This window comes from Microcoleus sp. Pol12B3 (assembly GCF_036701355.1).
In the GTDB taxonomy this organism is placed as follows: Bacteria; Cyanobacteriota; Cyanobacteriia; order Cyanobacteriales; family Microcoleaceae; genus Microcoleus.
The window spans coordinates 1-25719 of record NZ_JAUBQS010000069.1 but is presented as its reverse complement, the minus strand read 5'-3'; the positions used below and the strand labels follow the sequence as shown (position 1 = coordinate 25719).

Here is a 25719-nt window from a genome sequence, read left to right as displayed (position 1 = left end):
ACCTGCGGGTTAACTAAAATTAAATAAATCTGCACCGGGACGCAGAATATTGGGTACAATTGGGCGATTTAGCCAATGTCCTTCGGCATTCTTAATAGCGGTCAAAAAGCTGGCACGCACGTATTTGTAACGCGCCTTTACTATGCCATCTTCTTCGACTTTAATGTACAGACCCTCCATGCGATCGCTCTTGTCAGTCTCTTTCAAACATCGTTCTTCATCTAATCCCAATTCGCCGCAGTACAAACGCAACCGATCCAAATGCCCCGGTTGAATAAAATTAGATTTTTCCATAAACTGCATCATTTGCTTGGGCGATTTCAGGACTCCCGAAAACAGCACGGGAACTGACACTAACGGCAGTCCTGTTAACAACTTCTGGCGGGATTCTGTACTCAGAAATTGACTGGTTTCTAAGTCCAGCACATCATATTCCATAAAATAGTGAGGCAAAAAATCATAAAAAACAGTGTGTTTGGCATAAAGCCATTCGCCGTAAAGAATGTAGCGATTTCCCAGCACTTCTCCCAGCGCCCCGCTGAGACTGAAAGCCCACTGTTTGAATAAGTTAAAATGTTTTTCCCTCGGCCCGCCGGTGAGATAGTGGCCGCGACTTTGCAGCAGCATTTGTCCATCTGGTGCGAAGCTGATGCCTGTATTAGCGCCGTCTACCTTTTCTTCTATAATTAGAGGGCGATCGATCAGGGCGCTAAATGGCACGCTGTCGAGGTCTTCATCACCCGGTTGGAAACGCGAACCTTCGATATGATAAGTTCGAGGATATTTAACAATTTTGAGCATCAGCCAATCCCTTTGAGATTTGAGACTTTAGAGGCGACCCAATCTATTTAACCATTATAATGGAATGATCACAAAGGAGCGTGTAAGTTGAAAACTCAAAATTTCCAGAGCATATCATCAGCCTTCGCTGGGATTCTATTAGTAGGCGCGCTACTCCTAGGACTAAACTCTTTTGTCGTCATCAATCCAGGCGAAGCAGGGGTAGTCAGTGTTTTAGGAAAAGCCAGAGATGGAGCATTGTTAGAGGGGTTTCACCTCAGACCCCCGCTAATATCCAAGGTAGATGTGTACGATGTAACAGTGCAAAAATTTGAAGTTCCCGCCCAGAGTGCTACTAAAGATCTTCAGGATTTAAATGCTAGTTTTGCGATCAACTTTCGCCTCGATGCTGAGAAAATAGTGGAGATCAGAAGGACTCAAGGAACTTTGGAGAATATAGTCTCAAAAATTATTGCTCCTCAGACGCAAGAAGCATTTAAAACAGCCGCTGCACTGAGAACCGCCGAACAATCTATTACTCAAAGAAGTGAACTGAAGCGAGACTTTGATACTGCGCTGAAGGAAAGGCTATCCAAGTATGATGTAATCGTACTCGATACGAGCGTTGTTAACATTCGATTCTCCGCAGATTTTGCGAAAGCGGTTGAGGAGAAACAGGTTGCTGAACAGCGGGCGCAAAGGGCTGTTTATGTGGCTCAGGAAGCAGAACAACAGGCTCAAGCTGACATTAACCGCGCTCAAGGTAGGGCTGAAGCTCAAAGGCTGTTGGCGGAAACTTTGAAGGCTCAGGGCGGCAATTTAGTTCTGCAAAAAGAGGCGATCGAAGCTTGGAGAAGCGGTGGCGCTCAGATGCCAAAAGTGCTGGTGATGGGAAGCGGTTCGAGTCGGGTTCCTTTCATTTTTAATATGAGCGATATTCAGGAAGAACCCGCTCGCCCGCAAGTGACCAACAATTAAAATATGACAGAGGGTAACAAACCCGGTGTCTCAGAAAATATAGGCTTTGCTAACCAGAAATTTCGCAATAAACCGGGTTTCCTCAGAAAGCACACATAAGTCCTATGAGAGTTGCCGGAATATGGTAAACTTCTGAAAGCCACAATATAACGACAGTTTGAAACCTGTCGCTATAAAAGCGAAGTCCGCAATTAACACGCAGGCAACACACTCATTTTAGGAAGCCAGGAGAAATCATGACCCGCGCTATTATGGAAACCGACAAAGGCACAATCAATTTGGACTTGTTCGATGCGGATGCGCCTAACACAGTGAAGAATTTTGTTGACTTGGCGGAAAAAGGTTTTTACGATGGATTGTCCTTTCACCGAGTCATTCCTAACTTTATGATTCAAGGTGGCTGTCCCAAAGGCAATGGAACGGGCGGCCCCGGCTACAAAATCAAGTGCGAAATCAACTCCCACAAACATGAGGCAGGAACTTTATCGATGGCTCACGCAGGTAAAGATACGGGTGGTAGCCAATTCTTTATTTGCCATTCTCCCCAGTCTCATTTAGATGGAGTTCACACAACTTTTGGCAAAACTGAGGATATGTCTGTCGTCAATGCTATCCGCCAAGGCGACAAGATTATTTCGCTCAAAATTGAGCATTAATTTTCAGTAATTAGTTGCGTTTGTAGTAAGGACTAAAGTCCTTATTGCAAACAAAAATTGTGAAAGTTAAGAGTTTTAAAATATACAATTTATGACACCTATAATTTCTTGATGGTACAAGCCCCCGGATTTATGCGTGGAATCAATCCCAAATCCAAAATCCTTGCATCCTCAAGCCCCCGGATTTATCCGTGGTGTCAATCTAAAATCTAAAATCTAAAATCTAAAATCGAATGACTGTTATCAATGATTCTCCTGTGGTGGCTGAGTTAACTGAACTATATTTAAAATACGAAAAAGCTCTTTGTACGAATGATATTGAAACTCTCGATAATTTGTTCTGGGAGGCGCCGGAAGTCGTGCGGTTTGGGGTGACGGAGAACCTGTACGGGAGTGATGAGGTGAGGGCTTTTCGCAAAGGACGATCGCCTGTAAATGTCGATCGAGAAATGTTCAACCTCAAAGTCGTGACTTTCGATGCAGACACGGCGGCTGTGACGCTGGAATTTCGCCGTGTAATGGATGGAGTGGTGCGGCTGGGGCGGCAGAGTCAGATGTGGCGCAAGTTTCCTGAAGGGTGGAAGATTGTTTCCGCTCACGTTTCTTTGTTGCCGGTGTAGATGTTAAAGGTAAGGAAACAATAATTGTCTAAATCAGGCGGACTTTATGACTGAATCATTCATCCTCTAGAGCAACGTCTAATAATTCAATTTCCAGACTTTCTTCCTCATCTTCATAATTAAATTCTAATCTGCTCTGCTTAATAATCTCGCTCAATACATTGCTTAAGTACCCTTTGGCAACAGCTTGTTCAAATCTTTCTATCAGAATAGGAACATTGATTATTTCTTCTATACATTGCATATACTGAGATACTATAGCATTTATTGAATACACCTTTCGAGCTTGCGCTTCAATCTTTGATTTAATTTCACTATCTGAATCTAAAGATTTAACTACAAATGTTATCGGATACCTTTCAATTTTATCAATGTCTAAGAAATATTTATTTACATCTACAGTTTCAGTCACCTGAAAAAAACGTCCTAGGGGTTTCATTACAAAGTCAATTCCCCCATCATTAGCATTTGTCCTACCTGTTTTAAACAGCTTTAAATTTTCTTGCTGGAGTCTGTCTAGTGCATAACCCCAATAAATAACTCGGTCATTGTAGTAGTATTTTAATATACTGTAGCTGACTATCTCGAAAATGCGAGCATCTACATTTTGCGCTACCATTTGTTTTATAAATTCTCTGACTTGAACCTCTGTCAATCTTTGAGCATCTTTACAAATTTGAATAAACTTTTCAAAGCTATCTCTTTTAGCTTCAACGTAAGCATCAATTATGTGAATTACTGTTTCTGCTATATTGTGTTCATTCCCATTGATTTTGACTTTTAATAAGTTTTCGTTAAACCAATACCTGTTATTTTTCTGATTTCTCAAAATTGGGATGAACTCACAAGTGGGAAAATATTTTTTAAATTCTTCATTCATCCTATGGTTCAAGCCATGATTTTGAAGCTTTTGCCCGAATGGTAATTCACGCTGTCTCTTAAAAAGATTCGTATAAACTGCACCTTCATAACCTGAATACATTCCTGTCTGATGAAAATTTTTCACAAAATAATCTTCAACTAAAACATATATTGCGTATAAGTTGGCAAAACTTCCTCTTGATTTTGAGCCTTTATTTGAAGATTTAGTCTTGATATTCAAATATAAAATTAGCTGGCTTTCACGCAAAATTTGATACCCCACCTCGCCAAACTTATCCTCTAAAATTGTCTTAATTATTTTTGTGAATTCATGTTCCATTTTTATTATAGCTGTAAGTTTAGTGTTAGCTGCTGTGGCGAAAGTTCACCGGAGTTGACTTCAGACATGAGAGCCTCTTCACTCTCATCCGGGGTAATTTGCAACCTCCGCAATCCTATTTGTAGATACTTTTCTTGTAATTCTATGCCGATTGATTTTCTGTTAAGCTGCTTGGCAACAAATGATGTTGTAAAAGTTCCCGAAAATATATCTAGTACAACGTCGCCCTCATTACTACTGGCTTTGATAATTCTTTCTAACAACGATGTTGGTTTCTGGGTAGGATGTTCCTCATACTCAGGCATACGATATCTCACTCTCGGAAACTCCCACACATTACCTGGAACTTTTTTAGAATTATATACTGATGGTGTAGCCTTGCGGTAGTCAATTAGTTTTCTAACAGCTCCGGTTTTCGCCTCTACCAGAATATCTGAGGAATTAAATGTATAATTTCGTTTGTCCTTGACGCAATATAAAATTGGTTCGTAAAGAGAACCGTAATATTTTTTTGCTTGTACGCCCGAACTGTCATAATACCACACTATTCGAGAAAGGATTGTTAAACGATCGCGCAAATATAAATCAAAGTAGGGCATACTTTGAGTTGACGCCATCAGATACAAACTGCCGTTATGCTTGAGCTTCTTAACACATAAGTTTAACCAACTATAACTCCATTCTAAATAATCTTTTTCAAATTCCCACTTGTCTTTAAAACCATTGAAATCTTTGCCAATATTATAGGGAGGATCGGCAAAAATTAAATCTATTGAGTTGTCTGGTATTTCACTGCCAAGCACTTCTAACACATCTCCTAAGATGAGTTTGTGATTGTCAATTTCAAAGATTTTCATTCAGCCTAACCTCTTCCAATTAATATTGGCTATTGCCAAGTTGAGTGAGATATGTTCTATAAATATTTAATACAGTTCATACTTGAGCAAAGTACACGGAATCGAGCCATTATAAACAGGAATTCGCCGCGATGTCCTGAGTCCCACCTTTTTACCCAACTCCTTATTTCCCGTCAAAATAAACGCATTCCAACCTTTAAAACGATGCTTGAAAATATCCCCCAACATCTTGTACAAATCTCCCAATTCGCTAGCATCTCCCAGCCTTTCTCCGTAGGGAGGATTGCAAATCAGAACGCCTCTGTCTGCGGGGGCTTCCAACTGAGATAACTCGGTTTGAGCAAACTGAATCTTACCGGAAATACCAGCTTGCTGCGCGTTCGTGCGAGCTTGAGTTAACATATCGGAATCGCGATCGCACCCAGCAACCACTTGCTTAAGTTCCGGTAACTCACTATTTTCAGCTTCGGCCCACAATTTATCCCACAAAGGTTCGTCAAAATCCCGCCAACTCATAAATCCAAACTTTTCTCGAAACAATCCCGGTGCAATATTTAAGCCCTTTAACGTCGCTTCCAAAGGCAAAGTTCCAGAACCGCACATCGGGTCTAAAAACGGCAAATCAGGCGTCCATTCTGCCATCTCCAACAAAGCCGCAGCTAGGGTTTCTTTGAGAGGAGCAAGCCCCATCGCCGGTCGATATCCCCGGCGGTGCAAACTGCCGCCCGAACTGTCTAAACTTAAAATAGCTCTATCTTGATGGATGTGAATGTTAATTAGCAAATCCGGATGCTCTACATCCACATTAGAACGCTTGTTAAATTGAAGGCGCTGTTGATCGGCGATCGCATTTTTGACCTGCAAAGCTGTAAAGTGAGTGTGGTTCAACTTTTCGTTGCCGCCGGTGCAGTTTACTGCTAAAGTATTTTCGGGATATAAGTATTCGTCCCAAGGGATTTTCTGGACTTCGCGGTAAAGCATATCCGAGTTGTAACACCGGAATTCGGCGATCGGCATTAGCACTCGAAAAATAGTTCTCGACCACAGATTGACGCGGTACAATAAAGCGCGATCGCCCGCAAAGTAAACCCCTGTAAAATCTGGCTTGACATCCTGCGCCCCTAAACGTTCTAATTCTTGGGCGGCAATTGTTTCTAAACCGCGCGCAACTGTAGCAAAATATTGATTCATTGAGAATTGGTAATTGGGAATTGGGAATTGTTACTAACAACAGACACCAGACTGATGACTATAATAGCTGGTTTTAATCCTAACTATCAAAATAAATACTCTACCTTCACGATAAATCACTCGCATTAATCTGGGTGTGGGCGGGTTTGAGAGATTGTTCTTTGTTGGCTGTGATTGTTTGTGAAACCCGCCCCTACAGATTGTTAGAAATGTGTGAGTTACAAACTGTCAGTAATACTGGTGAAATTAAAAGCTTTCACGCGCACTCCGGGCACGACACTACCGCCGTAACGCTTCACCGCACTAACTGCATCCACATCGCGCAACATATCAGGTAAAACTTGATTGAAACGCAGGTTTTTAATCGGGTAAGCAATCTTGCCATCCTCAATCCAAAAAGTACCGTCGCGAGTCATTCCCGTTACTTCCAAGGTTTTCGGATTAACGTAGCGCACGTACCAAGCTCGACTGACGAAAATTCCTCGCTCGGTTTGAGCAATTAAATCTGCTAAACTTTGGTCGGAACCTGTCATTACCATCGGGTAATAAGCACCTTTTGCCTCTTTGCCTTTTTGTGCGGCCCAGTAGCGGGAATAAGACAAACTTTGAGGGACGCCATCTTTGATGATTTCCAAATAGTTATTGCTCAATCCGTCGCCGAAAAAAGTATTCGATCGCAACAAAGGATGAGCCGGATCGCGCTGCACTTGCACTAACGGGCTAAAAAGTTGTTCCCCCGCGCGGTTTCCCGCTGGTTTTCCCTCTGCATCCGCGATCGACATAAACGATCGCCCCTCATCCGCCGCTCTCGCATCCAGCCCCCAAATCACCCACGGTAGCAAGCCCGCAAAAGCAGCGCCGTCAAGGATTACCGGATAAACGCCGGGAGTGACTTCGCGGGGGTTGCGGGATGCGATCGCCCGATCGAGCACTTGTTCTGCTAATTGGGCGATGGGCAATTCGTTGATACTCCAAGCAGTGCTCCTCGCCCAACTAGAACCGTCTTCAACGCGAGCAGTAAAGCTGAAATCCGCATCTGTAGACTGGTTGCAGGCGTGGAGTCCGGTTGACGAGGCGATCGCGTACAGCGACGCCTCAGCGCTCAAAGTACCCGAACCGTGAGCCCCCCCCTGTGCGGCAATGGCGCAAGCTTGCTGCACCATTTTGGCCCGCGCTAGAGGCGATACAGTTGCCGTTGCTGTGTCAAAGGCGGGCGATCGCAAATCGTAGGTTTGAGGCGGCAGCAGGGGCATCCATTCGGGGTCTGCCGGCGCAATTCGGGCCAATTCTTCCGATCGCTTGACTGCGGAGGCGATCGCATCTTCATCAAATTCTGTAACAGCAGCAGAGGCGCTTTTGTTACCAAAATAGCTAGTAATGCTCAGGCTAAATACAGTTTTGCTGATATTTTGGCTGATTTGATTTTCCGAGAATCTCGAAAGAGATTCTTCGCCAGTAGAGACACTGACAAATACTTCCTCTGCTTTGGATAGTTTGACTGCTTTTTCTACTACAGATAAGGCTTGGTCTTCACTTAAACTTGTGGGCGATGTTGTTACAATCATGAGGGTAATTGGTAATTGGTAATTGCTAATTGCTAATTTGGCATTTGGCATTGAGAATTGCGAATTGGACATTGAGACTTGGCAATTGTTAGCAATTAACTAATAACCACTAACCACTAACCAATAACCACTAACTAATAACGAATAACCGATGCCCCATGCCCCATGCCCTATTACCCAATTTGAATATCCCTCACTCGCACCGGCACACAAGCGTGAGTCATTTGAGCAACCTGCATCGGCTCGCCCTTTCCGCATATATTAGTACCGCACTGAACCAGCTCCGAAGCCGGCCCGATCGCATCTATTTGATTCCAGAAATCAGTAGTCATCGCCTGATAAGTTACATCCTTCAACATACCGACAACTTTACCTTTTTCCACCTTCCAAAAAGCATCGCCGCCGAATTGAAAATTGCGCCGCTGCTGGTCGATGGAATAACTACCCATACCGTCGATTAAAATCCCGTCTTCCGTATCCGCAATCATCTCGGCCAAAGTAGCAGTATGGCTGCCGCCATCCGGGCCCGGCTCCAATCCCAAATTGGGAATTCTCACCATCGGCACGCTCGACCAACTGTCAGCGTAAGCAGAACCGTTGCTGCTACCGCGTCCGAGGCGATAAGCCGTCTCTCTGTCAGTGAGATAATCAACTAAAATTCCATCCTTGACAACGTACCACTCTTGTGATTTTACGCCCTCATCATCGTAACCCATTGTACCGCGACCACCTGGTTGAGTGCGATCGCACTTAAAATTCACCCAAGGTGCAGCGTATTGCAGTTTATTTAAATTATCAGTAGTAGCAAAGCTCGTGCCAGCAAAATTAGATTCGTAGCCGTAAACCCGGTCTAATTCTGTTGGATGCCCTACAGATTCGTGGATTGTCAAATACAAATTTGTTGGCATAAGAATCAGGGATTTGCAAATACCAGCAGGGATTTTGGGAGCGCGAACTTTCTCAATAGCTTCGGCGGCAACTCTTTCGACTTGACTCAACAAATCATCGGGATTAATATGTTCGTAACCGATATTAAGTGGAGGGCGTTCGTAACTGCGACTTTGGGCATCGCCGCCCGCAATTGCCGTACAGTCAAAACCCGGATAGCTGCGGTAGATTGTTTGTTCGATTAGCGAGCCTTCTGTGGAAGCAAAAACCTTGTCTTCGCGGCTGGACTGCAAAAAAGAAGAAGCTTTTTTGATGCCTTGTGCGCCGTGTGCTAGCAGCTTCTCGTTAATAGTTAGCAGTAGTTCAGCTTTGTCAGCAACGGGTACAGAAAAAGGGTCAATGGCGATCGGAGTAATGTAGGTATCGACATATTTTTCGACAGGCACTAACCACACCGGTTCCTTTTGAGTCAAGCGGCTGCCTTTAGCGATTTCTACAGCCAAAGCGACTATTCTTGCAACCTCTGCGGGTGTTTTGCTGTGACTGGCGGCAAACCCCCAAGCGCCGTCTAAAAGCACTCGCACGCCAAAACCGGAACTTACATTATCTGACAGTTGACTTAAAGATCGATCGCGCGCGTAAAGATTCTGCCTTCGGTAACTGCAAAAACGTACATCACCGTACTCGCAACCTGTTTTCCGAATCAAATCTACAGCCAAATTTGCTAACTCGTTAGCAGAGATTTTTGCAGTTAATTGCACCATAGTTATTCGTCATTCGTCGTTAGTTGTTAATTATTATAACATATTTGAATAAACCGCGAAGACGCGAAGGACGCTAAGGAAGGAAAGAGAGAGGTCTTTCTCATATCGTTTACGGTTGTTTCGGAATGATTAAACCGCAGAGGGCGCAGAGGGCGCAGAGGAAGAAAAGAGAGAGATTAATAATTCCGATGCCAACGAATTTGATGTCATTTCTAAGTAGATTCTTTACCTGAAAATATCTTCTTTTTTCTCTTCTTTCGCGTCCTTCGCGTCTTCGCGGTTCGTTAAATCCTACTCCATCTCCTGCAAAACCCCTGTCAAAATTTCCACAAGGCGATCGATATCTTCCTTCTCAATAATCAGCGGTGGCGACAAAGCAATAATATCACCCGTAGTCCGAATCAGCAACCCTTTTTCATAGCACTGCAAGAAACAATCAAACGCCCGTTTTCCCGGCTTCCCAGCAATAGATTCCAACTCAATACCTGCCACCAGTCCCAGATTCCGAACATCAATTACGTGCCGCACTCCCTTCAAAGAATGCACCGCATCTTCCCAGTAACCAGCCATCTTATCGGCTCGTTCAAATAACCTTTCTTCCTCATAAATATCCAGCGTCGCCAAAGCAGCCGCACAAGCCAGAGGATGACCCGAATAAGTATAACCGTGAAAAAGCTCGATCGCATTTTCAGGAGCATTCATAAAAGCATCATAAATGCCTTCTTTCACAAACACCGCCCCCATCGGCACCGTACCGTTAGTTATCCCTTTCGCCGCCGTCACAATATCGGGAACTACCCCAAAATATTCCGTTGCAAAACTAGAACCGAGTCGTCCGAATCCGGTAATTACCTCATCAAAAATCAGCAGAATTCCGTATTTGTCGCAAATCGCCCGCAGTCGCTCCAAATAACCTTTCGGCGGAATCAAAACCCCTGTAGAACCAGCCACTGGTTCCACAATTACTGCTGCAATATTCGACGCATCGTGCAAAGCGACAATCCGCTCCAATTCATCCGCCAAATGCGCTCCCCATTCCGGTTGTTTGCGGCTGAAAGCATTGTGTTCGAGATTGTGAGTGTGAGGCAAATGATCGACTCCCGTGAGCAAACTGCCAAAAAACTTGCGGTTTGTACCGATACCCCCGACAGAAATTCCCCCAAAACCAACGCCGTGATAGCCGCGTTCCCTCCCGATCAATCTTTGGCGAGTTCCTTCACCTTTCACCCGGTGATAGGCGATCGCAATTTTTAAAGCAGTTTCTACAGATTCCGAACCCGAATTAGTAAAGAAAACGCGATCGAAATTGCCCGGAATCATCTTTACCAAACGTTCCGCCAATTCAAAAGCCCCCGGATGTCCCATCTGAAAAGCCGGAGAGTAATCCAAACGCAAAACCTGCTGTTTAACTGCTTCGGCAATTGTCTCGCGGGCGTGTCCGGCATTCACGCACCACAGCCCCGCAGTACCATCTAAAATTGAGCGGTTATCATCAGTTGTAAAGTGCATATCTTTGGCCGAAACCAATATTCGCGGATTCGCTTTAAACTGTCGGTTGGCAGTGAAGGGCATCCAGTAAGCGTCCATATTTGTCATATTTTTTTATATTTTTATATTGATGATTCTGCCTTCAAACTATAACTTGCTACCGATTGGATAGCGCCAGAAACTTATTATAATTTTACAAAGATCTCTTTTAAACGAACCGCGAAGACGCAAAGAGCGCGAAGAAAGAGAAGAAAGAGCTTTTTCTTATTTGCAAGTAGAGTCTTTGCCTGAAGACATCTACCTATAGCAATCCTAAATCATTTGTAAATTTCTTACTCCCTCCCCTTAGTAAGGGGAGGGTTGGGGTGGGGTAAAAATTTACGACTCATTTAAAATTGCTATATCTTCTTCTTTCTCTTCCTTTGCTCCTTCGCGGTTCATTAAATAGATATTCTTTAATTAACGATCGCCTCCACAGACTCATGCTGCAACAAACCGGTCAGCATTTTCACAGGCCTCTCGTCGTAGGGCCACGCGAAAGCATGGCGAAAAGCGGCCTCTTGACACGCTTGCAACTGCCGAAAATCAATGATATCCAAAGTTAACAAATTCTCGTACTCAAAAGGCAGCCGCACGTTGTGCAATCCCGCGTTGTCAGTACAAATGGCAATATCGACACCAGCTTCAAAACATCGATCGAACACAACCTTCAAATCGCGCATATCCTGCAAGGTCCCCGTTTTGAGATAGGTAGTCGGGCAAACTTCCAAGCATTGACCCCTGCGCGCGACTTCTGGCAGCAATTCGGGATATTTTAACGGAATTTGAATCCCGTGACCTATACGCATCAGATAAGGCAGAAGTTCGGGATAACAGCCTGAGGTAGTTTCGTACAGGTGGCCGGTAGTTTTGATGCCGATCGACCTCGCGTACTGGTACAATCCGACAAACTCCTCCAAACGCTCGCCAATACAATCATCGCCGCCAGCTATATCGATCGCGCAAACATATTCTCCCATCCCGGCCGCCAAATCTACGATCGCCCGATTCACCTCATAGGGTAAACGCGAGTGCATACACAAAATTTGGCTAGTAACAATCGGAAAATCGCTAATTTGACTTGCCTTGCCCACAACCTGTACAATTTCTGCCATCAAATCAATGCGTTCTGACTGTTCCAAATGTTCTGGAGTCCGCAAATAAGGCGTATAGCGCAACTCCAAATAAGCCAGATTTTCAAACACGTAAGCGCCCCGCATCAACCGATAGATGAAATAAGGCAAAGTCTCAACAGTTTGAACGCTTTCTACCAGCGTGTGCAGTTCCAAATACTCATTGAGAGTATTGCGCGGACGAGTGTAAAACTCCTCAAACTCCGAGTATTTCGGAAATCGATTAACCATCTCAGCATTGTGGCGATCGAAATACCGCCACAGCACCCTAGGAACGACAGAACCACCCAGATGGCGGTGCAACTCAGCGTGTAAAGTCATGCGATTTTAGATTTTATATTTTAGATTGAAAGAATTGAAGGATTGAAGAATTGAAGGATTGAAGAATTTGTAATTTAGTCCTATACGCATCAGTGGTCAGAAACCGGGTTTTCCCACATACCAGCCAACAACCTCCAGCAGGTAAACTGTTCCACATTTAAGCTGCACATTGGATTTCCATAAAAACTCATCAAATCCTCTCTCATTCTCCCCTCTCCCATTCTCCCCCTGGCTCTCCCTTCCCAAGTCCCCTGATAGTGCTGGAAGTGGGCTGATGAGAGGAATACAGCCTCAAGTCTTTCAATTGTAACAAAAATTTATTTGACATCCGGGACACGTTAGTACATAATCAGAGTTTGTGTCAACCTGAACTGAACGCGAGAAACCCTTGGCTAACGTAGTTGTGATCGGCGCCCAGTGGGGCGATGAAGGAAAAGGCAAAATTACCGATTTGCTCAGCAAATCCGCAGATATCGTTGTCCGCTACCAAGGGGGCGTCAACGCCGGTCACACCGTGGTAGTAAACGGTCAGACTTTCAAGCTGCACTTAATTCCGTCCGGGATTCTCTACCCTGATAAAGAGTGTATCATCGGCTGCGGTACGGTCATCGACCCTAAAGTTTTAATTGCAGAGTTAGATCAGCTAGAGGCACTGAATATTTCAACGGCCTCCCTGATGATTTCGGAGACGGCTCACGTAACGATGCCCTATCATCGATTAATTGATGTAGCATCGGAAACGCAGCGTGGAAATTATAAAATCGGGACGACGGGACGCGGCATTGGCCCTACTTACGCCGACAAGTCGGAACGCACTGGCATTCGGATGCTAGATTTAATGGACTTGGAAGGGTTGCAAGAACAATTGGAATGGACGATTAATTGTAAAAATGTCCTTCTCGAAAAACTCTACAATTTGCCGCCTCTAAATCCGCAAGACGTAATTGATGAATATCGAGTTTATGCCGAACGTTTGCGGCCGCACGTAGTAGATAGTTCCCTGAAGATTTATGAGGGAATTCACAAGCGGAAAAATATTCTGTTTGAAGGCGCTCAAGGCACTTTATTAGACTTAGATCACGGTACTTATCCTTACGTTACTTCGAGCAATCCCATCGCTGGTGGGGCTTGTGTGGGAACCGGAGTCGGCCCAACAGCGATCGATCGCGTAATTGGCGTAGCAAAAGCTTATACAACCCGCGTCGGAGAAGGCCCCTTCCCTACCGAAATGGTAGATGGAATAGGAGCAGTTTTGGGCGAGAGAGGTGCAGAATTCGGCACGACAACGGGCAGGAAACGCCGCTGCGGTTGGTTCGACGCAGTAATCGGCCGCTACGCAGTCCGCATCAACGGCCTTGACTGTCTGGCAATTACCAAACTCGATGTTTTGGATGAATTAGAAGAAATAAAAGTTTGCGTTGCTTACGAAATTGACGGCGAAAAATGTGTTGATTTCCCGAAAAGTTCCCGGATATTTGCTCGGTGCAAACCTATTTACGAAACCCTTCCCGGTTGGAAACAGTCTACGGAAGAGTGCCGGAATTTGGAAGATTTACCGCCGCAAGCATTGGATTATCTAAAGTTTTTGGCAGACTTGATGGAAGTTCCGATCGCGATCGTTTCTCTCGGCGCGAGCCGCGACCAAACTATTATTGTAGAAGACCCGATTCACGGCCCGAAACGCGCTTTGCTTTCTGCTGACGGCCATCCCGCCAAACCATTTTAGGTTTGAGATTTTAGATTGGGAAAAATTGATGAGGAGATTGGGAGAGTTGAAAAGGCAGAGATTCGGAGAATAGCCAAATTCCCAATTCCCAATTATTATCAAATATTCAGCGAATTTAATTAACTTCGATCGCTGTAGCATAAATTTGATAAAATGTGAAAACAATCAGCAGAACGTAATAAAATGGAACTCGCAGTAGAATGTCAAAAGCGGGCAGAAGGCACCAAACCTAATGCCCTCCGCCGCTCTGGATTGATTCCCGCCGTCCTCTACGGGCACAAAGGATCTGAATCCATTTCCCTTACCATAAAAGCCAAAACAGTTGAACACCTGCTCAAAAAGCACGCAGTCAACAATACCCTAATTGACCTCAGCATTCCCGACCTCTCTTGGAGCGGAAAAACCTTGCTGCGTGAAGTTCAAGTTCATCCTTGGAAGGGCTATCCTTACCACCTGAGCTTTTTCTCCGTGGCAACTCAAGACAGTCTGGAAGTTGAAGTTTCGCTGAATTTTGTCGGCGAAGCTGTCGGCGTCAAGTTAGAAGGCGGCATCTTGGATACCGTGCTGACGCAACTGGCAGTTAAGTGCAAACCTGACAGCATTCCTGAAGCAATTGAAGTAGATATTTCTAATTTAAAGGTTGGGGATGCGCTGCACATTCACGAATTAGTTTTGCCTGCGGGAGTGGTAGCTCTCGGCGAACCCGATCAGGTGGTGGTTACCGTGCTGGGAATTCAAGCAGGTTCTGAAGCCGAAGACGCAGAAGAAGACGCAGCCGCAGCAGCTTAATTAGTAATTGCTAATAGTTGTTAACTAATGGTTGAAAAAAAGGGCGATCGCTTTCTCCCAAAAGGGCGATCGTTTTTTGCTAGAAAGGATATTCTCGTTTGGGTTTGCTCGTACATTTTGCGCCGCTTGTAATATTTTTTTAGAGCGGTTCCCTGGCCAAGCCCACAAGAAAGCATCCCATAAGCAAGAACCTGCCGTGTTTACTTTTATTTACAAAAGGGGCGATCGACGACCAGAAGCTACAAGAGTCGGAACTGGCGCGCAAATCAGCCAGAAACTGTGCTGATTCTTAGATATTTAGCCGTAAAATCAAAAAAATAGCCGAGAATCCCGGTTGGTCGCCAGCACGGGGAATCAAAAAACTTAAGAATTAGGGGAACAAGCCCGCTACTGTTAATGTCAAACGCAAGTATAATTGTGAAACGTTTTGACTACCATATTTAATTCCTGCCTCTGGAGCCGCCGCCCATATGCCATCAACAGTGAATACAGAATCAACAGCGGTTCAATTTAACCAACAGGGAGAAACATACTTATCCCAAGGAAAAATAGAAGAAGCGATCGCATCCTGCGAGCAAGCTTTGAAGATTCACCCCAATTTTGCACCAGCTTACAAGACTTTGGGCAACGCGCTGCAAGCTCAAGGCAGGATGGAAGAGGCGCGACACTGGTACGCTAAAGCGATTGAAATAGAACCGAATTTTGCGGAAGTATACGCGAATTTAGGTAGTCTTGGCGCGCAGCAGCAAAAATGGCAGGAGGCGATCGGATTTTATCAAAAGGCGATCGCGATTAAGCCGAATTTCGCGGGAGTGTACCGGAATTTAGCAAAAGTATTCGGACAAATTAGCAGACCGGAAGAAGCCCAGCAGTGCTGGTATCAAGCATTTAGTTTGGAACCGGAAAAAGTAGCGCCTGGGGAACATTTGAATATGGGCGACGCTTTTTTTCGGCAGGAAAAATTCCCCGAAGCGATCGCTTGTTACGATCGCGCCATAAAATTAAATCCTAATGTGGCGACTGCTTACCAAAATTTGGGCGAAGCGCTAAAAAAACAAGGCAAGTTAGAGGAAGCGACAGCATATTATCGCAAAGCTATTGAACTGAACGCAGCTAATGCGAGAAACGGCAGCGAGGGACAGCAAACTTTGGCGGGTGCAACTGCGAAAAACGGTGCAGTTAAGCAGCAACCCGCAGCAACCCCAGTGCAGCAGGCAGTGAAGCCGCCAGTGCAGCCGCCAGTTAAGTCGCCAGTGCAGCAGGCAGTTAATTCTACAATTAATATAGAAGATCCAGAAGCATACAAAATACTGGCAGAAGGCTATTTTGCTCAGGGCAAATTGGAACAGGCGATCGCAGCTTGTAAGAAGGCACTGCAAATTAAGCCGGAAGCGCCGCTTTACAAAATGCTGGGCAACGCCCTGCAAGCTGGCGGGAAAATTGATGAAGCTAAAAGTTGCTATGTCAAAGCAATAGAAATTAACCCTAATTTTGCCGAAGCTTACGCTAATTACGGCAGCATTTGCGCGCAGCAGGAACAGTGGCAGCAAGCGGTTTCGGCTTACGAAAAGGCGATCGCCCTGAAACCAGATTTTGCCGGTGCTTTTCGCAATTTTGCCAAACTGTTGACGCAGTTAGGCAAGTCGGAGGAGGCGGCTGAGGCTTGGTATCGAGCATTTGCGATCGACCCCAAGTCGGGCACCGCTGAGGAACACGAGAATTTAGCCAAAACTTTGATCGATCAAGGTAAGGTAGATAAGGGAATTGAGTGTTACCGGCGCGCGGTTGAGTTGAACCCAAATGCTGGCGCAGCTTATCACGAATTGGGGGAAATTCTTAAGGGTCAAGAACAGTGGGAAGCGGCGGTAGAAGCTTACACTAATGCCATTAGAAACAATCCTAATCTTTCTTGGTCGCACAACAATTTAGCTGAATCGCTGGTTAAGTTGGAACGGTGGGAGGAAGCTGTAAATGCCTACCGCAAGGCGATCGAATTAAACCCTGATTTTAGCTGGTCTCACAACAATTTAGCAGATGTGTTGCTGAAGCTGGAACGGTGGGAAGAAGCTGTAGAGTCTTACCGGAAAGCAACAGAATTAAATCCAGATTTCAGTTGGTCGCACAACTATTTAGCAGACGCGCTGATTAAACTGGGAAGGTGGGATGAGGCAATTTCGGCTTACCAAAGGTCGATCGAACTCAATCCCGATCATTTTTGGGCGCACAACAATTTAGCAGAAGCGCTAGTGAATTTGGAACGTTGGGATGAGGCAGTTGTTGCCTACCGGCGTGCTAACGAAGTTAATCCGAATTTCTTCTGGTCGCAGAGTAAGTTGGGCGACGCGCTGCTAGAAATGGAAAGGTGGGAGGAAGCGATCGATGTTTACCGACGCGCGGCCGAGTTAAATCCTGATTTTCCGTGGACTTATTACAACATGGCAACGGCTTTTGAGAAGCTGGAACAGTGGGATGAGTCGATCGCCGCTTACCGCCGCGCTGCGGAAATTCAGGCGGATTTGCCGTGGCTTTCGCAAAAGTTGGCTGATGCTTTGAGGATGCGATCGCAGTGGGATTTGAAAGAGGCGATGCGTTTGTACCGGCGGGCGATTCAGGAGAATCCTGATGACGTGCAGTTGTATCACAAGGCGCTGGAGATTGCGCCGAATGATGCTGACCTTTATGTTGAGTTGGCGGATGCTTTGGTGCGGCACAGTTGGCCGGATGGGGCGATCGTCTTTTATCAGATGGCGTTGCAGATTCGGCCTGATGACAAGGCTATTTCTGAGCGGTTAGAAGAGGTGTTAAAAAAAAAGGGTGTAAGTAGGGGGGCGAAAAAGAGCGATCGCACTGTTCCCGGACATTCTGGAAGTGCGATCGAACACACCCCTGGGGTAGCTACCGAGTACCACGAATTAGGGGCGTCTCTGCAAGAAGAAGGTAAATTTGCCGAGGCTGTGGCCGCCTACCGCAAAGCTATTGCAATTAATCCCAATTACTTTGGAACTCACCACAATTTAGGCGATGTCCTGAAATGGATCGGTAAAGTTGATGAGTCTATTAAAAGCTATCAGAAAGCGGCAGAACTGAATCCAAATTTTGTTTGGTCGCACCACAACTTAGCGGATGTATATCAACAAGAAGGTCGCCTTGATGAAGCTGTTGCTGCTTATCGGAAAGCGATCGAGGTGGCTCCTGACTTTGGCTGGTCGTACCACAATTTAGCAAAAACTTTAGCTAAACAAGACAAGCTTTCGGAAGCTCTGGAAGCTTATCAGACCGCGAGCAAACTCGATCCGAAACTTTTTGGTTTGGATTATCAAAACTTGCGAGATTCGCTATTCCTCGGTCAAGACCCAGCTTACACGAAGTGGCGCGCTAAGAACAGCCCCAGAGAAGCTGACTTGCGGAAGATGGCGGAAACATTAGAAATCTTTAACTACAAGCCGCTGATTAGTATTGTCATGCCTGCTTACAATACGCCAGAAAATTATTTGCAGGAGGCAATAGAATCAGTTCTAAATCAGATATATCCTTATTGGGAATTGTGCATTGCGGATGACGCATCAACAGCGCCTCATGTCAAGCAAATTTTGCAAGAATATGCAGCCAAAGATAGCCGGATCAAAGTAGCTTACAGAGCCAAAAACGGTCACATTTCTCACTGTTCTAATTCTGCTTTGGAGTTGGCGACGGGTGAATTTGTATCTTTATTAGACCACGACGATACACTGACACCAGAGGCTTTGTATGAAGTGGTGCTGTTGCTGAACCGCCACCCGGAAGCGGATATGATTTATTCAGATGAAGATAAGATTTATCAGGATCGGGAACTGATAAATCCTTTCTTCAAGCCAGAATGGAGTCCGGATTCATTTTTATCTCGGATGTACACTTGCCATTTGGGAACTTACAGGCGATCGCTAATCAATGAAATCGGCGGTTTTAGACCGGGCTTTGAAGGAGCTCAAGATTACGATATGGTTTTGAGGTTTACAGAAAAAACTGACAAAATCTTTCACATCCCTAAAATTCTTTACCACTGGAGAATGCACGCAGGTTCGGCGGCTGGCGGTGTAGAGGCTAAACCCTATGCCTATGATGCAGGGCAAAAAGCTTTGCAAGAGGCGATCGAACGCCGGGGCGAACCCGGTAAAATTGAAGGCGTTCCCGACTTTTTGGGACACTTTATTGCACGCTACAAAATAGCGGATTACAAGCGGGTCAGCATCATTATTCCGACGCGGGATTTAGGCGATGTGTTGGACAATTGCTTGGAGTCTATCTTTACTAAGAGCGTGTACCCCAACTACGAAGTTATCGTGCTCGATAACGGCAGTCAAGAGAAACAAACGGCGGAAATTCTGGCTAAATGGACGGCTAAGGAATCAGCGAGGTTTAAAAGTTACCGACTCGACATTCCCTTCAATTTCTCGAAGATTAACAACTACGCTGCTAGCAAAGCGGAGGGAGATTACTTGCTGTTCTTGAATAACGATACAGAGGTAATTACTCCCGATTGGATTGACGGGATGGTTGAACAAGCTCAGAGAAGTTCGATCGGGGCTGTGGGCAATTTGTTGATATACTCAGATAACAAAATCCAGCACGCGGGAGTGGTGATGGGACTCGGCGGCGGAGTTGCCGGTCACAGTTATTACCATATGCCTCGCTCCATACCAGGGTATTTCGGGAATGTGGTAGGCATGAACAATGTTTCAGCGGTAACGGCTGCGTGTTTAATGTGTCGCCGCGAAGTATTTGAAAGTGTAGGGGGGTTTGACGAAGAACTAACAGTGGCTTACAATGATGTGGATTTGTGTTTGAAAATGCTAGAGAAAGGGTACCGCAATATTTACCTGCCTCATGTAGTTCTCTACCACCACGAATCTAAAAGCAGGGGTTACGAAGACTCGCCTGAAAAGAAAGAGCGGCTGAGGAAGGAATCGAAGCTGATTGAAAGCCGGTGGCAAAAATATATTGACAATGACCCTTACTACAGCCCTCATTTAACCAGAGCTTGTCAAGACAGCGGTATCAGATTGGAGGACGAGAATTGGCGGCCGACGAATTAAGAACATCTCCATGAGTTTAGGGTGTCCACTTAAGTCTAAAGCCTTCTGTATTTCTGGTTTGTACCCAAGTCTCGATCCCCCTAAATCCCCCTTAAGAAGGGGGACTTTGAAGGCTCTTTCCGCTTGTTAAGAATCGCTAGGGGGAATCGAGAGGATTGTGACTCAGACTCAAGAAGAGGGACGTTGAACGCTCTTCCCCCTTGCTAAAGGGGGCTAGGGGGGATCGAGAGGATTGTGACTCAGACAGAAAACCGATACAATTCACCGGACGGCACCAATGTCAAAAACCTGTAGGGGCGGGTTCACCGATAGCTTCAAGGAATACCCAAAGACTAAAAAACCCGCCCCCACCCCGCGCGAGAATCCTGAAGATTCACTTGGGTGCAAGTTCTCAGATACAAGCTAGTTATAAACCCTTTCTCAACCAAGCTAAAAAAAGGAAATATACGGTACAAAACTATGAATAACTCATTACAAGTGCATGAAGAGACAGCTTCTAATTATTTTCATAGAGGCAACCTCCTAAAACAGTCGGATAAATTAGAGGAAGCCGCGGCTGCCTACCAGCGATGTACTGAACTTAACCCGGATTTTTCCTGGTATCACCATAATTTGGGTGAAGTTTTGGGGAAGTTGGGGCAGCGGGATGGGGCGGAGAAAAGTTACCGCAGGGCCTGCGAACTTAACCCGAATTCGGCTTGGTCTTGGCACAATTTAGGAGAAATTTTGGAACAGCAGGGCAATCTAGATGAAGCCGTTGCTGCGTACCGCAAAGCTGTGGAAATATATCCTGATTTCTACGAGTTTCACAACAGTTTGGGTAAGGGTTTGTGTTTGCAAGGTCAACTGGATGAATCTGTAAGTTGTTTGCGAAAAGCGATCGAGCTTGACTCGGAATCGGCTTTGCCTTACCAAAATTTGTGGGAGGCTTTGGCAAGATTGGGACGGATTGATGAAGGGATGGATTGTTTGCGAAGGGCGATCGAGCTAAATCCGGCCGAGGGAGATTTGTACCTGAAGTTGGCAGAGGCTTTGCAGGGTAAGAATGAATTAGCAGAAGCGGTGGGTTATTACCGAAAGGCGATTCAGTTAAAACCTGATTTTCATTGGCTTTACTATAAATTGGGCACGGCTTTATCGGCACAGGGTCAATGGGAAGAGGCGATCGTGGCTTACTCGAAAGCGGCTGAGTTGGAACCGGGTTCGGCGATCGTTCACCACTATTTGGGGCATACTTTGTCGCTCGTGCAGCGCTGGGATGAGGCGATCGTATCTTATCGGAAAACGATCGCTCTAGAGCCCGACGTTGCTACCGTCTACTTTCATTTAGGCGATGCTTTGGCTACAAGACAAAGGTGGCACGAAGCTGTAGCTGAATACCGCAAGGCTGTCGAGATTGAACCAAACACCCTTGAATCTCAAGACCATTTAGGATTTGCTCTAGCTCAACTTCAGCAGTGGGATGAAGCGATCGCTGCTTACCGTAAAGCCCTTAAAATCGCTCCTAACTCAGAAGTAGTTTATCACCATTTAGCAGATGCTTTGGCAGGGCGTTCTAGAGTGCAACTATTGCAAAAAGAAGCTAAATCAGATTTAGATGAAGCAGTTAGTTGTTACCGCAAAGCGATTGAATTCAATCCAAACAATTTAGAGCTTTGCAAAAAAATGCTCGAAATTAAGCCAGATGACCGAGACCTGTATTTGCCATTAGGCGATGCTTTTGCAAGACAAAAGGCTTGGGAAGAAGCAATTGCTTCATACAATCACGCTGTTAATCTTAACCCAGAGAATGCTGAAGCTTGCCATAAATTAGGGGAGGCACTTCAAACACAAGGTCAACTCGATGAGGCAGTTGCAGCATACATGAAAGCAATAAAACTCAACCCTAATTTCTTCGGTACTTATCATAATTTAGCAGATATCCTTAGACCGCAAGGTCAGTTTGATGAAGCTGTTTTATCGTACCAAAAGTCAATAGAACTCAACCCCAACTTTGTTTGGTCTTACCACAACTTAGCCGAACTGTTTGACAAACAAGGCAAACTTGATGAAGCAGCAGCTTGGTATCGCCAAGCTATTGCAGTTGACCCAAATTTTGCCTGGTCTCACTACAATTTAGGGAGAACCTTAGCCAAACAAAATAAAGTTTCAGAATCAGTTGAATCTTACCAGAGGGCAATTGAACTTGAACCTAAATTGTTTTTTCAAGATTACCAAAGCTTGCGAGATATACTTCCAGACAATCAAGATACGTATAGCAGGTGGCGAGCTAAGAACTGTCCAAGAGAAGCAGATTTGCGGAAGATGGCCGAAATCGTAGAAATATTCAGCTACAAGCCCCTGATTAGTGTTGTCATGCCAGTGTTTAACACACCAGGGAACTTTCTAAGGGAAGCAATTGAGTCAGTTTTGAATCAGATATATCCTTACTGGGAATTGTGCATTGCTGACGACGCATCAACAACTCCTCATGTTCAGCACATATTGTCAGAATATACAGCTAAAGATAATCGGATAAAAGTAGTTTTTAGAACTAACAATGGTCACATTTCTCACTGTTCTAACTCAGCGTTGGACTTGGCAACAGGGGAATTTATCTCTCTTCTAGATCATGACGACGTGCTGGCATCAGATGCTTTGTATGAAGTGGCACAGCTGCTAAACCGACACCGTGATGCCGATATGATATATTCCGATGAAGATAAGCTAAATGCTTCTAATCAACTGATAGACCCATACTTTAAGCCTGAATGGTGTCCTGAATCATTTCTCTCCCGGATGTACACCTGTCATTTGGGAACTTACAGGCGAGCTTTGGTAGATGAAATCGGAGGCTTCAGGGCCGGATATGAAGGCAGTCAGGACTATGATTTAGTGTTAAGACTAACCGAAAAAACTGATAAAATCTTTCACATCCCCAAAATTCTCTACCATTGGCGAATTCATTCTAACTCAGTTACAGGCGGAGCGGAGGCAAAACCTTATGCCTATGAAGCTGCGAAAAAAGCTATTGTAGAAGCCATTTCCAGAAGAGGAGAGCAGGGAAAGGTTATAGATGTTCCTGGATTATGGGGACACTATATTGTGCGCTACAAAATTAGTGAGTACAATCTAGTCAGTATCATTATTCCCACACGCGAGTTAGGTGAGACACTGGACAAATGCCTACAATCTATTTTTACCAAAAGTGTCTACCCCAATTACGAAGTCATTGTTATCGATAACGGTAGCACAGAAGAAAAGACGGCTCAAGTGATAGCTAAATGGACAGCTAAAGAAGCAGATAGATTTAGATGTTATCGGCTTGACATTCCTTTCAATTTTTCCCGAATTAACAACTATGGTGTTAAGCAAGCGCAGGGAGATTACTTACTGTTTTTGAATAATGATACAGAGGTAATTGCTCCCGATTGGATTGACGGTATGGTGGAGCAAGCTCAAAAACCTGCAATTGGCTCTGTGGGTTCTCTCTTGTTGTATCCAGATAATACGATCCAACACGCAGGAATTGTGATGGGACTTGGGGGACTTGCCGCTCACAGCCATTACGGTTTTCCTGCTACAACACCGGGATATTTCGGTCAAGTTCAATGTCTGAGTAATGTTTCAGCGGTGACAGGTGCGTGTTTGATGTGCCGACGGGAAGTATTTGAGGCGATTGGGGGTTTTGATGAAGAGTTAGTAGTGGCTTACAATGATGTCGATCTATGTTTGAAAATGGTAGCCAAAGGCTATCGAAATGTTTACCTGCCTCATGTGATTCTTTACCACCACGAATCTAAAACTAGGGGTTACGAAGACACACCTGAAAAGCAGGAACGGCTGCGCCGAGAAGCTAATGTAATCAAAGGTCGATGGCAAAAATTCATTAATAACGATCCCTGTTACAGCCCTAATCTAACTAGGGACAAAGCTGACTATAGCATTAGAATATAACCTTAATCTGTTGGTTGAGTCAACGAACGCGACCCAACCTAATGCTTACCTATCAAAATTTACTCATTAACTGTATTTTTTATCCCCGATTTTGAAGACCCTGCACTACTTAACTCTGCCTCAATATTTTGTAGCCAAACTTTTGAGCGCTCTAAGTCTTCCTGAACTTGCCGTAGGAACGGCAGCTTTTTCCGATATTGCACTTCTCCTATCTGTACTCGTCTTCCATCTGAGAAGACAACTTCGAGAACTAATGCCCCTGCTTGTAATAGTTTGCTAACTTCCACTTCTACTAAAAAACCGCTGTTTTTGGCGTAGGATATATCGGGAGAAACTTCAAATACATCGGGGCGTGACTGATCTACAGCAATTTTTTCGATTGTTTCACCGCTGCTGATTAATTCGACTGCGAGCGCTCGATATTTTTTCCCCAATACCCAACCTTTAAACAAAATTTTCTGGCTATCCATTTTATCACCTTGGTTAGGCATATCTATGTTGCACCCCCGCAAAAATTCGGAATTTTCGGCGGATGATTGGGTAACCTCTAGGATTTCAATTAATGTGCCTTCAGTCATTTGTCTTAAGTTTCTAGCTGAACAAGGAATTGGTGTTGCTGATTTACGGTATGAAAGGCTAAAGAGGCAAATCATACAAATCATTATTCACAAAGCTTCTGGATTTTCAACTGATTTTTTTTCATACCGTGATTAAGCAACGCCAGGAATTAATATCTCAGTTTACCTAAAACTTAAGCCCAATGCTACTGAAAATCCAATCTTCCAAATAAGTGATACTTAACTGATGTTCTAATCAGTGGAAAGGAGAGCTTTAACTGTGGTTAAACGACGCATTAATTGGTTCCACTCTGCTGAGTTAGTTAGGGCGTCAGTATCAAGTGGGCAACCATTCTCTGAAGAGAACTTGCTAAAACTCTCTAGCCAGTTTATTACTGTTTCTGTGCGCGAAAAAGGTGTGGATTTTAAAGATTGCTGCAAGCCATCACGCATCCCAAGCATATCATTTTGGCGGTAAGCATACCAAGCATCCCAGACTAGCTGGCTGTAATGTGTCTGGCTTTGTTCTCCTGCAATTCTAGCTGTAGCTTGCTGAAACTGCAATCTTTCTAATTCTCCCTGCACCTGGTGAAGTTGAGAGCGGGACTGCTCAAGTTCTCTCTGCGTCTCTAAAAATTCAGACTCCTTGCTTTCTAATTGTGTTTCTGTCTTATGGAGTCTCGACTGGAACTGTTGCAATTCCTGTTGAGTTTGATGCCGTTGAGAGTGCAACTGTTCCACTAGAGCCTGAGTTTGATGCAGTTGATTCTGGGAATCCTCCAACGCCGTCTCAGTTTGATGCAGTTGATTCTGGGAATCCTCCAACGCCGTCTCAGTTTGATGCAGTTGATTCTGGGAATCCTCCAACGCCATCTCAGTTTGATGCAGTTGATTCTGGGAATCCTCCAACGTTATCTCAGTTTGATGCAGTTGATTCTGGGAATCCTCCAACGCCATCTCAGTTTGATGCAGTTGAGAGTGCAACTGTTCCACTAGAGCCTGAGTTTGATGCAGTTGATTCTGGGAATCTTCCAATTCGCCCAGAACTTGGTGGAATTGAGACTGCCATCTCTTCAGTTCGCCCTCTGTTTGATGCAATTGAGCTTGGGATTGTTCTAATAAACCCTCTGTTTGATGCAATTGAGCTTGGGATTGTTC

16 protein-coding genes and 1 pseudogene are annotated in these 25719 nt (G+C 44.9%); 7 read left to right on the top strand and 10 right to left on the bottom strand.

The window, feature by feature from the left end; all coding sequences use genetic code 11:
• Positions 1-9 precede the first annotated feature (9 nt).
• Positions 10-801, bottom strand: a complete 792-nt coding sequence (locus QUA53_RS24750) for an RNA ligase family protein (protein ID WP_333094795.1) — start codon at positions 799-801, stop codon at positions 10-12.
• Between the two features lie 87 nt (positions 802-888).
• Here QUA53_RS24750 and QUA53_RS24745 point away from each other — a divergent pair, with 87 nt between their 5' ends.
• The 3 genes from QUA53_RS24745 (at position 889) to hpxZ (ending at position 3034) form a co-directional block, all read left to right on the top strand.
• Complete coding sequence (locus QUA53_RS24745; RefSeq protein ID WP_333094793.1) at positions 889-1758, top strand: prohibitin family protein; 870 nt, start codon at positions 889-891, stop codon at positions 1756-1758.
• Between the two features lie 236 nt (positions 1759-1994).
• Positions 1995-2414 (top strand): peptidylprolyl isomerase, encoded by a 420-nt coding sequence (locus tag QUA53_RS24740; RefSeq protein ID WP_333094791.1) that lies wholly within the window; start codon positions 1995-1997, stop codon positions 2412-2414.
• Positions 2415-2647: 233 nt separating this feature from the next.
• A complete protein-coding gene (hpxZ, locus tag QUA53_RS24735; RefSeq protein ID WP_333094790.1) occupies positions 2648-3034 on the top strand; it encodes an oxalurate catabolism protein HpxZ in 387 nt (128 codons plus the stop codon).
• A 55-nt stretch (positions 3035-3089) separates the two neighbouring features.
• Here the strand turns inward: hpxZ and QUA53_RS24730 are convergent, their stop codons facing one another.
• The 7 genes from QUA53_RS24730 to QUA53_RS24700 all read right to left on the bottom strand — a co-directional run bounded on the left by QUA53_RS24730 (position 3090) and on the right by QUA53_RS24700 (position 12481).
• On the bottom strand, positions 3090-4235 hold the full coding sequence (locus QUA53_RS24730; RefSeq protein WP_333094789.1) for a restriction endonuclease: 1146 nt from the start codon (positions 4233-4235) through the stop codon (positions 3090-3092).
• Between the two features lie 5 nt (positions 4236-4240).
• Positions 4241-5092: an adenine-specific DNA-methyltransferase gene (gene yhdJ, locus QUA53_RS24725; protein WP_333094788.1), complete on the bottom strand. Its 852-nt coding sequence runs from the start codon at positions 5090-5092 to the stop codon at positions 4241-4243.
• Positions 5093-5158: 66 nt separating this feature from the next.
• On the bottom strand, positions 5159-6283 hold the full coding sequence (locus QUA53_RS24720; RefSeq protein WP_333094787.1) for a THUMP domain-containing protein: 1125 nt from the start codon (positions 6281-6283) through the stop codon (positions 5159-5161).
• 218 nt (positions 6284-6501) lie between these two features.
• Positions 6502-7920, bottom strand: a complete 1419-nt coding sequence (locus QUA53_RS24715; RefSeq protein ID WP_333249140.1) for a TldD/PmbA family protein — start codon at positions 7918-7920, stop codon at positions 6502-6504.
• Between the two features lie 101 nt (positions 7921-8021).
• Positions 8022-9500 carry a TldD/PmbA family protein gene (locus QUA53_RS24710; RefSeq protein ID WP_333094784.1) on the bottom strand — a complete coding sequence of 493 codons (1479 nt, stop codon included), beginning with the start codon at positions 9498-9500 and terminating at the stop codon, positions 8022-8024.
• Between the two features lie 291 nt (positions 9501-9791).
• Positions 9792-11096 carry an aspartate aminotransferase family protein gene (locus QUA53_RS24705; RefSeq protein WP_333094783.1) on the bottom strand — a complete coding sequence of 435 codons (1305 nt, stop codon included), beginning with the start codon at positions 11094-11096 and terminating at the stop codon, positions 9792-9794.
• 347 nt (positions 11097-11443) lie between these two features.
• Entirely contained in the window at positions 11444-12481 is a 1038-nt protein-coding gene (locus tag QUA53_RS24700) for an adenosine deaminase (RefSeq protein WP_333094782.1), read from the bottom strand.
• A gap of 388 nt (positions 12482-12869) precedes the next feature.
• On the opposite strand from QUA53_RS24700, the gene QUA53_RS24695 reads away from it, so the two are divergent.
• From QUA53_RS24695 to QUA53_RS24680, 4 genes are all read left to right on the top strand, one after another.
• Positions 12870-14207, top strand: a complete 1338-nt coding sequence (locus QUA53_RS24695; protein WP_333094780.1) for an adenylosuccinate synthase — start codon at positions 12870-12872, stop codon at positions 14205-14207.
• Positions 14208-14390: 183 nt separating this feature from the next.
• Positions 14391-14996, top strand: a complete 606-nt coding sequence (locus QUA53_RS24690) for a 50S ribosomal protein L25/general stress protein Ctc (protein ID WP_333094779.1) — start codon at positions 14391-14393, stop codon at positions 14994-14996.
• Positions 14997-15466: 470 nt separating this feature from the next.
• Entirely contained in the window at positions 15467-20068 is a 4602-nt protein-coding gene (locus tag QUA53_RS24685; protein WP_333094778.1) for a tetratricopeptide repeat protein, read from the top strand.
• Between the two features lie 459 nt (positions 20069-20527).
• Positions 20528-24004: a tetratricopeptide repeat protein gene (locus tag QUA53_RS24680; RefSeq protein WP_333094777.1), complete on the top strand. Its 3477-nt coding sequence runs from the start codon at positions 20528-20530 to the stop codon at positions 24002-24004.
• 59 nt (positions 24005-24063) lie between these two features.
• Here QUA53_RS24680 and QUA53_RS24675 read toward each other — a convergent pair whose 3' ends face one another.
• Together QUA53_RS24675 and QUA53_RS24670 are read right to left on the bottom strand one after the other, a co-directional pair.
• Positions 24064-24582, bottom strand: coding sequence for a hypothetical protein (locus tag QUA53_RS24675; RefSeq protein ID WP_333094776.1), 519 nt, complete (start codon positions 24580-24582; stop codon positions 24064-24066).
• 231 nt (positions 24583-24813) lie between these two features.
• A pseudogene (locus QUA53_RS24670) lies at positions 24814-25719 on the bottom strand (hypothetical protein); the annotation flags it as partial.

What these genes read in the sequence shown, in the direction of transcription:
- yhdJ (WP_333094788.1), bottom strand. Translation starts at nt 5,092, where the DNA reads ATGAAAATCTTTGAAATTGACAATCACAAACTCATCTTAGGAGATGTG.
- QUA53_RS24690 (WP_333094779.1), top strand. Translation starts at nt 14,391, where the DNA reads ATGGAACTCGCAGTAGAATGTCAAAAGCGGGCAGAAGGCACCAAACCT.
- QUA53_RS24720 (WP_333094787.1), bottom strand. Translation starts at nt 6,283, where the DNA reads ATGAATCAATATTTTGCTACAGTTGCGCGCGGTTTAGAAACAATTGCC.
- QUA53_RS24705 (WP_333094783.1), bottom strand. Translation starts at nt 11,096, where the DNA reads ATGACAAATATGGACGCTTACTGGATGCCCTTCACTGCCAACCGACAG.
- QUA53_RS24675 (WP_333094776.1), bottom strand. Translation starts at nt 24,582, where the DNA reads ATGACTGAAGGCACATTAATTGAAATCCTAGAGGTTACCCAATCATCC.
- QUA53_RS24715 (WP_333249140.1), bottom strand. Translation starts at nt 7,920, where the DNA reads ATGTCCAATTCGCAATTCTCAATGCCAAATGCCAAATTAGCAATTAGC.
- QUA53_RS24680 (WP_333094777.1), top strand. Translation starts at nt 20,528, where the DNA reads ATGAATAACTCATTACAAGTGCATGAAGAGACAGCTTCTAATTATTTT.
- QUA53_RS24740 (WP_333094791.1), top strand. Translation starts at nt 1,995, where the DNA reads ATGACCCGCGCTATTATGGAAACCGACAAAGGCACAATCAATTTGGAC.
- QUA53_RS24700 (WP_333094782.1), bottom strand. Translation starts at nt 12,481, where the DNA reads ATGACTTTACACGCTGAGTTGCACCGCCATCTGGGTGGTTCTGTCGTT.
- hpxZ (WP_333094790.1), top strand. Translation starts at nt 2,648, where the DNA reads ATGACTGTTATCAATGATTCTCCTGTGGTGGCTGAGTTAACTGAACTA.
- QUA53_RS24730 (WP_333094789.1), bottom strand. Translation starts at nt 4,235, where the DNA reads ATGGAACATGAATTCACAAAAATAATTAAGACAATTTTAGAGGATAAG.
- QUA53_RS24750 (WP_333094795.1), bottom strand. Translation starts at nt 801, where the DNA reads ATGCTCAAAATTGTTAAATATCCTCGAACTTATCATATCGAAGGTTCG.
- QUA53_RS24710 (WP_333094784.1), bottom strand. Translation starts at nt 9,500, where the DNA reads ATGGTGCAATTAACTGCAAAAATCTCTGCTAACGAGTTAGCAAATTTG.
- QUA53_RS24685 (WP_333094778.1), top strand. Translation starts at nt 15,467, where the DNA reads ATGCCATCAACAGTGAATACAGAATCAACAGCGGTTCAATTTAACCAA.